The 13,263-nt window shown below is 68.7% G+C and carries 6 protein-coding genes and 2 pseudogenes; 1 reads left to right on the forward strand and 7 read right to left on the reverse strand.

What is annotated here, in order from left to right; translation table 11 throughout:
- Positions 1-228 precede the first annotated feature (228 nt).
- From HYQ63_RS08400 to HYQ63_RS08430, 7 genes and pseudogenes are all read right to left on the reverse strand, one after another.
- Positions 229-998, reverse strand: a pseudogene (locus tag HYQ63_RS08400) (transposase family protein).
- Positions 999-1,186: 188 nt separating this feature from the next.
- Entirely contained in the window at positions 1,187-3,490 is a 2,304-nt protein-coding gene (locus HYQ63_RS08405) for a ricin-type beta-trefoil lectin domain protein (RefSeq protein WP_179939876.1), read from the reverse strand.
- Between the two features lie 134 nt (positions 3,491-3,624).
- Positions 3,625-4,506 (reverse strand): sugar phosphate isomerase/epimerase, encoded by an 882-nt coding sequence (locus HYQ63_RS08410; RefSeq protein WP_179933254.1) that lies wholly within the window; start codon positions 4,504-4,506, stop codon positions 3,625-3,627.
- 4 nt (positions 4,507-4,510) lie between these two features.
- Positions 4,511-5,683 (reverse strand): substrate-binding domain-containing protein, encoded by a 1,173-nt coding sequence (locus HYQ63_RS08415; protein ID WP_179939878.1) that lies wholly within the window; start codon positions 5,681-5,683, stop codon positions 4,511-4,513.
- Between the two features lie 22 nt (positions 5,684-5,705).
- Positions 5,706-6,677, reverse strand: a complete 972-nt coding sequence (locus HYQ63_RS08420; protein ID WP_179933255.1) for an ABC transporter permease — start codon at positions 6,675-6,677, stop codon at positions 5,706-5,708.
- Between the two features lies 1 nt (position 6,678).
- Positions 6,679-7,650, reverse strand: coding sequence for an ABC transporter permease (locus tag HYQ63_RS08425; RefSeq protein WP_179933256.1), 972 nt, complete (start codon positions 7,648-7,650; stop codon positions 6,679-6,681).
- On the reverse strand, positions 7,647-9,158 hold the full coding sequence (locus tag HYQ63_RS08430; RefSeq protein WP_179933257.1) for a sugar ABC transporter ATP-binding protein: 1,512 nt from the start codon (positions 9,156-9,158) through the stop codon (positions 7,647-7,649). The genes HYQ63_RS08425 and HYQ63_RS08430 overlap by 4 nt, the downstream gene beginning before the upstream one ends.
- A gap of 585 nt (positions 9,159-9,743) precedes the next feature.
- On the opposite strand from HYQ63_RS08430, the pseudogene HYQ63_RS08435 reads away from it, so the two are divergent.
- Positions 9,744-13,255, forward strand: a pseudogene (locus tag HYQ63_RS08435) (ThuA domain-containing protein).
- Positions 13,256-13,263 lie beyond the last annotated feature (8 nt).

The following is a 13,263-nucleotide window of genomic DNA, read 5'->3' on the forward strand; positions in this document are numbered from 1 at the left end:
AACAGATACGGGCGTCCTGGAATGAGACAGGCGCAGGCCGCCTTCTGCCCCAGCTGTCACATCACCCGCCTCTGCAAGCAACTCCAACCCGGCTGACCCACCCGCACCAGATCATCAGCGGACGCAATACCGGAGATAGCGCCGCACTACAGATGAAAACGACCTCCTTAAAGCGTGTTGCAGAAGGCTGTGATTTTGCAGGTCAGGGCCCGACCAGTGCTGTTCTGATCACGCGGCCAGAGCGAGGTTGTGCAGGTGCGCGACGGCTTGGACCGCATGGTGGAGGCCGTCGCCGCGCTATCGGCAGTCGCGGAGGATCTTGTAGTTCTTCAGCCGCCCGATCGCATGCTCGACCCGTGCACGGACCCGGCGATGCTCCGCGTTGTCGGCTTCCTCGCCGGCCAGCAGGGGCCGGCCGGGTCGTTTGCGATGCGGCACTACAAGACCGGTGTTGATTAAGCGCCGTCGCCGAGCACGGTGACGCCCTGGCACTGGTCCGACAGGCCAGAGTCGCGCCACACATGGGCGTCGACCTTGTTGCCCGGGGCCGGACGGCCGGTGGCCACGACCAAGCGTGTGTCGGCGTCGATGATGACCTGCACGTTCGCGGAGAACCGGTAGTTGCGGCTCGAGGCAGCGACCTTGCGGTCGCGGACCGGGACCAGCGTGCCGTCCACGATCCACAGCCGGTCCGCGGCATCGACGGGACGTGCGGCTGGCTCGAGCGCGAGGAGGGGCCTCAGCCGCTGGATCACCCTGCACACCGTGGCCGGCGAGACCCCGAACAGTGGCGCGAGCTGCCTCATGGTGAGGTTCGTCCGGTAGTAGACAGCCACCACCAGCACCCGGTCGGCAAGCGGCAGACACCACGGTCGCCCGATTCGCGACCCGTCGCCACCACGCTCCCGCACCACCTTCAGCAACCGCTCGAACTGCTTCATCCGCAGCCCCGTGAACGTCTCCACCCACAACGGATCAGCCCTCAACACCCCACGCATACAAGGGAAATGCCCTGATCACAGCCCTCTGCAACACGCTTCAGAGGCGACTGACGGGTCCTGCCGCGAGCGAGTCCGATGCCATCGCAGCGCAGGTGGTCATCTCCTAGTGGCAGTTGATGGGTAGGGCGTTGCGGCCGAAGAGGTAGTCCGTCGCCTGCAGAGAGAGCGAATAGGCGTTGATTCCGCTATCGCAGTGCCCACTGCTGGTTGGTGCCGTTGTGGCAGGACCAGAGGGTGATCCTGGTGCCGTTGGCGGTACCGCCGGCGTTGGCGTCGAGGCACAGTCCGGACTGGACGCCGGTGATGGTGCCGTTGGGGTTGACGTTCCACTGTTGGTTGTTCTGGCCGTTGCAGTCCCAGACGATGACCGGGGTGCCGTTGGCGGTGCCGCCTCCGCTGGCGTCGAGGCACTTGTCGCCGTAGAGGGTCAGTTGTTTGCCGGCGGTGTAGGTCCAGGTCTGGCCGGCTGCGCCGGTGCAGTCCCAGAGTTGGGTCTGGGTGCCGTTGGTGGTGCTGGAGCCGGGGACGGTCAGGCAGCGGCCGGACTGCGCGCCCACGATCTGCTGAGCCGTTGTCGGCGGTGGGGTGGTGCCCTGCGGTCCGGCGGACGCCATCACCTCCTGGGCACCGGAAGGCCAGTTGCCATTGGTGACCGTGACATTGCCGGAGACCACGTTGCCGCGGTCCCCGTTGGTCACGTTCGTGCTGCCGTTGGTCGACCAGTTGTTGGTGACGGTCCAGTTCCCCATGTTCTCGCCGCCCCAGTAGTTGGCCGTCGCCCACGTACCGGTGTTCGAGAAGACATTGTTGGTGGCCGTGTAGTACTTCGAGCCCTCGTCGAAGTACACCCCGAAGTGTCCGTTGGTCCGCAGGCAGTGGTTCCGGCTGATCAGCGCGCTCGGGTTCCATCCGAGTGTGTAGATGCAGCCACCGTCGTTCATCTGCTGCATGACATCGTGGATGTAGTTGCCGATGAGCCGGTTGTTGGACGCGGTGGTCGGCGTCGTGTAGCGCGGCTGGTAGTTGTACAGGCCGCGGTTGGCATAGTGGTTGCTGCCGCCCGCGTCGTTGGCGCCCCAGCCGTACCCGATCGACATGCCGGAGTACGGCATGTTGTAGACCTCGTTCTGGGCGACGGTGCTGTTGGTGACGTACGTGGTCAGGACAGAGACGATGCCCCGGTAGTCCGCCCCGAGGTCGTGGATGCGGTTGTCGCTGATCGTGATGTCCCTGTTGACCATGCGCTGGTCGCTGGGGTGGTGGGCGTCGGCGCGCACGCCGCCCACGAGGATGCCACCGGCTGAGCTCCGGGCTATCTCCGACCGGGTCACCGTGATGTTGCGGGCGCCGAGGCCGACGCCGCTGGCGTGCGCGTTGGCGTCGTTGCCGATACCGATGGCCGTCTGGCCCAGGTTGACGAACTTGGAGTCGCTGAAGGTGATGGTGTCGGCGGCGGAGACCTGCACGGCGGACGGCATCTGCAGCCAGTGTGGCCGGGCGGCCTCGAACTGCGTGCAGCCGTTGTGGCAGGAGTCGAAGCCCGGCCAGCTCCAGTTGCCGGCGATGTACGCGCCGGTCTGCTGGTCCGCGTAACCCTGGTTGCTGCTGGGGCCCAGCCAGCTCGTACCGGTGAAGGTGATCCCGCTGAACGTGATGTGGTGCGCCTGCTCGCTGTACGTGCCCCCGACGTTCACCAGCGACTGCAGCGTCGGCAGTTCCACGCTGACGTTGCTCATGTTCTGCCCGGCCAGGGGGATGTAGTACAAGGCTCCGGCCGTGGGGTTGAGGTACCACTCGCCGGGCGAGTCCAGGAACTCGTACGCGTTGGACAGGTAGAACGGACCGGCCCGGTGTGGCCGCATGAGGGTGTCGTAGCCGAAGTTGTTGTTGTTCCACGCCGGCTGCTGCATCGTGATGAAGTTCGCACTGATGCTCTGCACCGGCGAGTACCGGTCGGTGAAGGAGTTGACGCTCTCCACCTCGATCCGGCTCTGGTCGGCCAGGTTGTTCAGATAACTCAGCGCACCGCCCGAGAACCTCATTCCGGCGCTGGAGGCCGTGAAATCGGCCCTGTTCACCTGCGTGCGTGCCCGGGTGGCGACGGCGCCGTCGACGTAGAGCTGCCGGGCATCGAGACCGGCGGGCACATCGGCCCGCCAGATGTTCCTGGCCGCGTCGGCCACCGACCAGCCGGTGACCGCCCGGGCACCGGTGATCACCGGACGCGCCGACGGGGCGGCCCGCCACACGACCGTGTGACCGCCTGAGCCGGAGTCCTCCGCCGTCAGCCGCAAGGGTTGGGCCAGCCGGTACACGCCGTCGGCCAACTGCACCACGATGTCGTCCGACATGTCGTCGTTGAGCGATCGCACCGCCGCCTGCGCGGCTGTCAGTGAGCACGGCCGCGCGCTGGAACAGTCAGTGCCGGTGCCGGAGGGCGAGACGTACACAGTGAGGGGAGCTGCGGATGCGGGCGCGGGGGACGCCATCACGGCGGTCGCGGCTAAACCGACTGTGGCGGCTCCGGCCAGAAGCCGCCTTCGTAGCGTGAGAGTTGTGGACATGTTTTCTCCTTAGGGCGGTTCCCGGGCCAAAGGGGATGACGGCAAGAGCGACCCCACCCCTAACGCCCGGTCAAGGGAGCGTTTTCCAGTCCGCGGAGGACAGCTCGGAGGTAGGCCAGCCCGTCACGGGCGAGGGTGTCCTGCGACGGGGCAAGCGGCCGCCAGATCGAGGCCGCGGTAGCGATGGCCTCGTTCTGCGCGGTGAACGACTCGATGCACACCGCGCCGCCGTAGCCGGTCGTGGCCAGGCCGGCGAGGAAGCGCGGCCAGTCGAAGTGGTCGGCGCCCGGGGTGCCGCGGTCGGTGCCGCTGACCTGGACGTGCTTGAGGTGCGGACCAGCCGTGGCGAGCGCCTCGTAGGGGTCGGCCTCCTCGATGTTCATGTGATAGGTGTCGATCATGAGACCGACGTTCGCGGGCAGGCCGTCGATCAGCTCCACCGCCTGCTCGACCGTGTTGACGACGCTCGTCTCATAGCGGTTGAGGGCCTCCACGCCGATGCTCACGCCCCGCTCCCCCGCGTGGTCGGCCACGGGCCGCAGGGCGCGGCGGACGTCCGCGTAGCAGGCCGCGCGCTCAGGCGGTGACATGCGCCAGGTCCGCCCCACCGCGGCGTAGACCGGGCCGCCGACGCAGGGCGCGCCGACAGCCACCGCACTGTCCACACACGTCTTCAGGTACGCCACGGTGGAGGCGACGACCTCCGGCGGGGCGTTCACGAGGTCACGTCCGGGCGAGGTGACCGCACAGACACCGACCGCGCGCAGGCCGTACGCCGCCAGCAGGTCCCGGGTGCGGGCCGGGTCCCAGTCGCCGGGTCGCTCGATCGGCAGCTCGACCGCGTCGAAACCGAACGCGGCGATCCGCGGCACCAGCTCGGCCATGGCCTCGTCGTCGACCGGCGAGGCCCACACCCACGGGTTGACACCGATGGTGTACACCGGACTACTTCCAGCGCCGCGGGTAACCGGGCAGGTCGGTGCAGCCGCACATCGCGTAGTGCAGCGGCGGCATGGCGGGGTCGACGTACTCGTCCAGGTTGTCCTGGGTGATGGTCGGCTGTGGCAGCTTCCACGGGTTCGGCACCTGCTCACCGTCGAGGATCTTCAGCGCCGCGATGATCGGGGTGCGCCACTGGTAGGTCGGGTAGGTCGGGGCGATCGCCGTGAGCTTCTTGTCCTTCCACATCTTCAGGAAGTCGAGCTGGTCCTCGCCGTTGATCGGCGGCACGGGCGTGCCGGCGTCCTCGAACGCCTCGACCGCCGCGCCCGCGACCGCCCCGGCGTCCATCCAGACGCCGTCGATCGTGCCGTACCGCTGGAGGTAGTCATTGACGATCTTCTTCGTCCTGGCCGGGTCGCCGTCGGTGAACTCGACGCCGACGACGTCGACGCCCGCCTTGTCGAAGGCGACCTTCGCCGCGGACCAACGGGTCTCCAGCACGTCGACGCCGGGCAGGATGCGCAGCGCGAGCACCTTGCCACCCCGCTTCATCTTCCGGGTGACGAACTCCGCCGCGACGTGGCCGAATCCGTAGCCGCCGATCGGGTTGATGAACGTCACCGGGCAGGTCGTGTCGACGCCGCGGTCGAAGACGATGACCGGCAGGCCCTTCTGACAGGCGGCCTTCACGGCCGGGGTGAGCGTCGCGGTGGTGTTCGGCGAGACGATGAGCGCGTGGCAGCCCTTGCCGAGCAGGTCGTTGATGTCGGCGATCTGCTTCTGGTCCTTGCCTTCGGCATCGACGTGGACGAACTCGGAGATCCGGCCGCGGTGCGTGTCGACCTCGGCCCGCATGGTCTTGAAACCGACTTGGCGCCAGGGGTTGTTCAGCCCCGCGTTGGAGAAGCAGATCTTGTACGGTCCGGGCTTCGTGAACTTCGCGGTCTCCACCATCGACGGGTTGAGCGCCTGCTCCCAGGGCTTGCCGGCCGGCCCGGTGGGCGCGGCGTCCAGGAGCGCGAGCTGCTTGTCGTAGTCGGCCCGCACGAAGAACTTCGACTGCTCACCGGTGCCTGACCCGGTGTCCGCGGAGGGCGAACTCGATGCGCCGGTGGTGGGCTCGTCGGTGGCGCAGCCGGCCAGCACCAGTAAGGTGCTCACGGCCAGCACCGTCATGGAATGCCTCACTGAATCCCCTTTATCTGGACGGGAAACGGAAGGACGCCGCCGCCACGGCGAACAGAATGATCGCGCCCTGGATGGTCGGTTTGAGGGCGCCGGAGACGCCGTAGAAGTTCATGAGCGTGAAGAGCGTCTCGAGGGTCAGCGCGCCCAGCATCGCGCCGACGACCGAACCGCGGCCCCCGCCCAGGGCGACACCGCCGAGGACCGCCGCGGTGATCGCGCCGAACTCGAGGCCGGCACCGGCCTGGAACGACACTCCGCTGTACCCGCCGATGAGGACCGCCGCGAGCGTGGCGGCGACTCCGCTGAGGACGAACGCCAGGGTCTTGGCGCGCCTCACGCGCACGCCGCTCAGCTCGGCGGTCCGCGGGTTGCCGCCGACGGCGACCAGGGTGCGGCCGAAGTCCGAACGCGTCAGCACCAGCGCCAGAGCGGCCGCCGCCACCAGGATGACCAGGGCGTACGGTATCCGGCCCAGCGCGGGCACGTCCTCGAACGCCGACCGGCCGAGCCGGCGGAACTCCTCGGAGAGGCCGCCCTTCGGGGCACCGTCGGACCACAGGTACACGGCACCGACGAGGATCAGGAACATCCCGAGGGTCGTGATGAACGACGGCACCCGCAGCCGCGTGGTGACGAGCCCGTTGACGAGACCGACGGCGATGCCGAACGCGAGCAGGAGCACGACGACAGGCCAGCCGGCCGACGGATCGCCGTCGATCAGCCGGGCGGCGACAACCACCTGCGCGGTGACCAGGGAGCCGACGGACAGGTCCAGCTCGCCGGAGACGATCACGAAGTACTGGCCGGCGGCGAGCAGGATGACCGGCGCGGAGCGGCCGAGGAACGACATCAGCGACGGCGGCGAGAGGAAGTCCGGTTGGCGTGCGGTCAGCAGAACCAGCAACACCGCCAGGATCACGATGATCGGTGCGAGACCGCCGGAGCGGAACGTGAGGAGCCGCAGGGGGCGCGCGATCCGCATGCTATGACGCCTTTCGCATCGCCCGGCGGGCGTAGACGGCGACCGCCGCGATGATGATCACGCCACGGATCACCTGCTTGAAGAACACGTCGACCTCGAGCTGGTTGAAGATGGCGTCGATGCTCGCGAGCAGCAGCACGCCGCCGACCGTGCCGACGACGCCGCCGCGCCCGCCGGCCAGGGCGGTGCCGCCGAGCACCACCGCGGCGATCGACTCCAGGTCGTACAGTCCCTCGGTGCCCACCCTTGGTGCGCCGGCGCCGAGCCGACTGGCGAGGTAGACCCCGGCGAGGCCGGCGCAGAGGGCGCACAGCACATGGGCGGTGACGAGGACCCGGCTGCCCCGCACGCCGGAGAGCCGGGCGACCTCCGGGTCACCGCCCACGGCGATCAGGTGGTGGCCGAAGCGGGTGCGCGCCAGCACGAACCAGGCCGCGGCGGCGACGGCGAGCAGCAGCAGGAACGACAGCGGCACCGGGCCGATGCGCTGGTACCCCAGACCCTGCACCAGGGCGGGTGCGGTCTTGCCGGCGGGGCCGTCGTATCCGTTGTCGAGGTATCCCTTCAGCAGCAGTCCGACGCCGACGGTCGCGATGAAGGGGTTGATCCGCGCTGTGGTGACGAGCAGGCCGTTGACGAGGCCGATGGTGGCGCTGACGGCGAGCGTCAGGCCGATCGCCGGCAGCAGCGCGCCGTCGTCACCGGCCATGGCCTCGGCGGCGACGAGGGTGCTCAGGCTGACCACGTACGCCACGGACAGGTCCAGCGAGCCCCCGACGATGACCAGCGTCTGGCCGACCGCGACGAGGCCCAGACCGGCTGCGACGTGCAGCAGGCTCACCGTCGTCGGCAGGCTGAACAGCCGGCCGCCGTCGACCGTGACGATGAGCCAGCCGATCGCCAGGGTGAGGACCAGGGCGACGAACACGCCGGGCGGGGTCCGCCGGGCCGGCAGGGACAGCGCGCCGCTCATCCGGCCGCCTCCCGCGCGGTGCCGACCGCCAGGGCGACGACATCCTCCTCACTCGCGCCGGCGGGTAGCTCGCCGGCGATCCGGCCGTCGCGCATGACGATGATCCGGTCGCTCATGCCGAGCAGCTCGGGCAGCTCGGACGAGACCATCAGCACGGCGGCACCGTCGCGGGCCAGCCGGCGGACGAGATCGTGGATCGCCGACTTGGCGCCCACGTCGATGCCCCGGGTCGGCTCGTCGAAGAGCAGGATCCTCGGGGCGAGCGCGAGCCACCTGGCGAGCACGACCTTCTGCTGGTTGCCCCCGGACAGGAAACGGATCTCCTGGTCCTCCCCCGCGGCGCGGAGCTCAACGGCCGCGAGCAGCTCCCGGACCCGCGCGGTCCGGGCACCGCGGCCGACCCGGCCCGGGCGGACGGCGCGGCCGGCCAGCAGCGCGTTGTCGAGCACCGACTGCTCGGCGACGATCCCCTCGCCCTTGCGGTCCTCGGAGACGTAGGCGATACCGGCCCGTATCGCGGCGCGGGGCGAGCGCAGCCGGACCGGCGCTGCGTCGACGGTCACCTGGCCGGTGCTGAACGGTGCGGCGCCGAACAGTGCGCGGGCCAACGCCGACCGGCCGGAGCCCTGCAGGCCGCCGACGCCGAGCACCTCGCCGGCGCGCAGCCGCAGGTCGATGCCGCGCAGCTTCCGGTTGCCTCCGCCCCGGACAGTCAGCCGCACCGGGCCCAGCTCCCGCGGCTTCGCCAGGTCGGGGTAGTAGCTCGACAGCTCGCGGCCGACCATGTGGCGCACCAGCTGATCAGGGCTGGTGTCCGCGGTGTCCAAGGTGGCCACCGCCCGGCCGTCCTTGAGCACGGTGATCCGGCTGGACAGGTCGAAGACCTCCTTGAGGCGGTGCGAGACGTACAGCAGGCCCATCCCGTGCTCCTGCAGCCGCCGCACGAGCGCGTAGAGCTGGTCGACTTCGTGGTCGGCGAGAGCCGCGGTGGGCTCGTCCATGATGAGCAGCCGCGCGTCGAGGGCGAGTGCCTTGACGATCTCGACCACCTGTTGTCGCGCCACGCCGAGTCGTCCCACGCGCGTGTCGGGCGGTAACGAGCCCTCCCCGATCGAGGCGAGGAGCTCCGCGGTGTGGCTGAGCATCGCCCTGCGGTCGACGAGCCCGCGGCGCAGGGGCTCGCGGCCCAGGAAGACGTTCTCCGCGACGGTGCGCTCGGGCAGCAGGGTCAGCTCCTGGTAGACGATGCCGATACCGGCCTGTTGGGCCTCACGCGGGCTGCGGAACGTCCGCGGTGCGCCGGCGAACTCGACCGTTCCCTCGTCGGGCTGGTGGACGCCGGACACCACCTTCATGAGCGTGGACTTGCCGGCGCCGTTCTCGCCGACGACCGCGTGCACCTCGCCCGGCCGGACCTGGAGGTCGACGCCATCGAGCACCCGCACGCCGAGGAACGACTTGCCGATGCCTCGCAGAGCGAGCAGCGGCGACGGCAGCAGGCCAGACATCGTGGAAACCTCTGCATTCGCGTCGTCAGGTCGAATAGCCGCGACATTTCACCGGACGCGATGGCGACATCGCGGCCCCGAGGGTAAATGCCTCGATGAGTGCCTGGCAATACCACCGGACATCACAGCAGGACATTCGCCGTTCGAACCGCTGAATGTGGACCGGCGATCAGCTGGCAGCGATTGATACGCAAGAATCTGTTATCGAATGGGCCCGTCCACAGTCGCGCACGAACCACGACGATCGATGCGGGAAATGCGTTATGGAATCGACCCGACGGCAGTCGCGCACCGAACCAACGACGATTGATGCGCAAAATGTGTTATGCAATCGGCCGCACCAGAACCATATTGACTCTTGCGATACGCCGCTGCATGCTGGCCGGCAGACCACGGGAGACGGTCGCATCTGGTGTGACGCCCCCCTCTCTTCCGTAGGGACTTGACTGCCCGTCACGGCGGACGGGATGACGAGCTGACGGCACACGCGTGCCTGCGACGCGCTCAGGTACTCCGGCGCATCGGAGGTGCGGCCGGCGCGTGCCCGTGGTCATGCCATCGTTGCTCCGCCGAATAGGAGACGGCATGCGTCGCATCATATTTATCTTCGGGGCGATCGCGAGCGTGCTCCTGTCGCTCGTCATCGCCCAACCGGCGTCGGCCGCGCCGGCCTTCCGAGCCCTGGTCTTCACGAAGACGGCCGGCTACCGGCATGATTCCGGCATGATTCGATTGGTCCCAGCGAGGACTCGAGCGTTTTCACCCCGGCGAACCTCGCCACCTTCGACGTGCTCATCATGTTCCAGACCTCGGGAATGGTGTGGGCCACGGCGGCCCAACGTCAGGCGGTGGAGGGCTACCTCGCCAGCGGCAAAGGCATCGTCGCGATCCACAACGCCACCGACATGGGCATCGAAAACGAGTACCCGTGGTGGGACCAGACCATCAACGGCGGGGCGCACATGCCGGAGCACTCCCCCGGTGTGCTGTCCGGCACCGCGATCGTCGCGGACAAGAAGCACCCGTCGACGGCCGGCCTGCCGGACCGCTGGAACCGCAGCGAGGAATGGTACAACTTCGACCGCAACCCCCGCGGCGACGTCCATGTCCTGGTCACCGCGGACGAGCGCACGTACAACCCGGGCCCCCGCGCCATGGGGCCGGACCACCCCATCTCCTGGTGCCGCAACACCGGCGGCGGCCGCGTGTGGGCCACCGGCATGGGCCACACCAGCGCGGCCTACAGCGAGACCCATTTCCGCAACCACGTCCTCGGGGGCGTCAAGTGGGCGGCCGGCAAAGAGCCCGGCGACTGCGGCGGCACCGTGTGGAGCAACTTCGAGAAGCGCACCCTCGACGACAACACCGCGGACCCGATGGCCCTCGCGGTCGCCCCGGACGGGCGGGTGCTCTACGTCCAGCGGGCCGGACAGTTGAAGATCTTCAAACCGACCACGAACAGAACCGTGACAGCCGGCACGCTCAGCGTCTACACCGGCGGCGAGGACGGCCTCACCGGACTGGCGCTCGACCCCGACTTCGCCAGCAACGGCTACGTGTACCTGTATCACTCCCCGGCCGGAGTCCCGACCGACATCAACCGGCTCTCCCGGTTCACGCTCACCGGCGACACACTCAACATGTCGAGCCAGGTGACGATCATCGACATCCCCGCGACCCGGGACCGCACGTTCGCCGAGCCCGGGCACACGGGCGGATACATCGAGTTCGGCCCCGACAAGAACCTCTACATCGGCACCGGGGACGACGTCCCACCGAACCTCGACTCCAACTGGCAGGGCTACGCCCCGCTGGACTGGCGGCCGGGCAAGGCCAACCTCGACGCCGCCCGCACCGCCGGCAACACCAACGACCTGCGGGGCAAGCTCCTGCGCATCCGGCCTTCGGCGGGCGGGGGCTACACCATCCCGGCCGGTAACCTCTACCCGCAAGGCACAGGGCAGACCCGGCCGGAGATCTACGCGATGGGCTTCCGCAACCCGTTCCGCTTCTCGATCGACCCGGACAACGGGTGGGTCTACCTCGCCGACTACGGCCCGGACCGGAACCCGCCCGCGACGAACCGCGGCCCCGAAGGGCTCGTCGAGCTCAATGTCATCAAGGCCCCGGGCAACTACGGCTGGCCGTTCTGCCACGGCGACAACCAGGCCTACGCGCCCTACAACCCGGACACCAGGGTCGTCGGCCCCAAGTTCAACTGCAGCGCGCCTGTCAACAACTCGCCGAACAACACCGGCCTGACCAGCCTCAAGCCGATCGTCGCGCCGAACATGTGGTACGGCTACGGCGTCTCGCCGAACTTCCCCGAACTCGGCTCCGGCGGCTCGGGGCCGATGGGCGGACCGGTCTACCGCTACGACGCCGCGAACCCGTCCGAGACAAAGTTCCCGCCCTACTACGACGGGGTCCACTTCTTCTACGAGTGGTCGCGCCACTCCGTCAAGGAGGTCCACTTCGACTCCGCGACCGCGGTCACCCGGACCAACTCCTTCATGCCCGCGAGCAAGTTCCTCAAGCCGATGGACATGGAGTTCGGGCCCGACGGCTCGCTGTACCTGCTCGAATGGGGCAACAACTTCGGCGGTGGCAACAACGACTCGGGTCTTTACCGCATCGACTACAACCAGGGCGGGCGGGCGCCGATCGCCAAGGCCAAGGGAACGCCCACCAGCGGGAACGCGCCGTTGACCGTGCAGTTCAGCAGCGCGGGGTCCACGGACCCGGATCCCGGTAACACGCTCAGCTACCACTGGACATTCGGCGACGGCACCACGTCCACGGCGGCCAACCCGTCACACACCTACACCGCCAACGGCAACTACACCGCCCAGCTCAAGGTCACCGACAACACCGGCAAGACGGCCTTCGCCAACGTGCCGATCACCGTGGGCAACACCGCACCGATCGTCACCATCACGATTCCGCCCGACGGCGGCATGCTGGACTTCGGCGACCGCGTCTCGTACAAGGTGTCCGTCTCGGACCCCGGCGGCGCGCCCATCGACTGCGCCAAGGTGTTCGTCAACCCCGCCCTCGGCCACGACGACCACCAGCACGAGACCACTGACTACCCGGGGTGCTCGGGCACCATCGACACGAAGCTGCTCGGCGGGCACCCCGAGGGCGCCAACCTGTACTACGTCCTCAACGCCCGCTACACCGACGACGGCGGCCCCGGCGGTGCCAACCCGCTCACCGGCTACGCTCAAACGATCCTCCAGCCCAAGCACAAGCAGGCCGAGTTCTACACGGACCAGTCGGGTGTACGGGTCGTCGAGCAGGCCGGCGCGGAGAGCGGCAAGCGGGTCGGCGACATCTCGGACAACGACTGGATCGCGTTCAACCCGATGAGCCTGTCGGGCATCACGAGCGTGAGCTACCGCCTGTCGTCGCCGAGCGGCGGCGGATCGATCGAACTGCGCGCCGACTCCCCGACCGGCACACTCCTGGCCACGACACCGGTGCCCAGCACCGGCGGCTGGAACGACTACCGGTCCACGCCGGCGGTGAACACTGCCGATCTCGCCGGCTCGCACCAGCTCTACCTGGTGTTCAAGGGCACCTCGAACAACTGGTTCGACCTCGACTCGCTCACCTTCGGCGGCAACGGGGTCGGCGAACCGGGCAGCGGCGACGGTGGCGGCGTGGCCGGTCGGACCTGGACGGTCGCGGCGCAGCACAGCGGCAAGTTCATGGACGTCAGCGATGCCTCGACCGCTGACGGCGCCCAGATCGTCCAGTGGCCGGCCACCGGCGGCAACAACCAGAAGTGGCAGGCCGTCGACGCCGGCGGCGGCGCCGTCCACCTGAAGGCGGTGCACAGCGACAAGTGCCTCGCCGTCACGGGTGGGTCCACCGCCCAGGGCGCGTTCCTGCAGCAGTCCACCTGCAACAACGGCAACCCGCAGAAGTTCCTCGTCACACCGACCACCACGGTGGGCGTGTACACGGTGAAGACTCTCCCGAGCGGACTGTGCGTCGACGTCAACGGCGGCTCGACCGCCGACGGCGCACGACTCCTGCAATGGAGCTGCCACGGCGGCACCAACCAGCAGTGGCGGTTCACCGCCGTCTAGCCCGTCCG

It is taken from the genome of Streptomyces sp. Rer75 (genome assembly GCF_013414305.1).
GTDB classification, from domain to species: domain Bacteria; phylum Actinomycetota; class Actinomycetes; order Streptomycetales; family Streptomycetaceae; genus Streptomyces; species Streptomyces himastatinicus.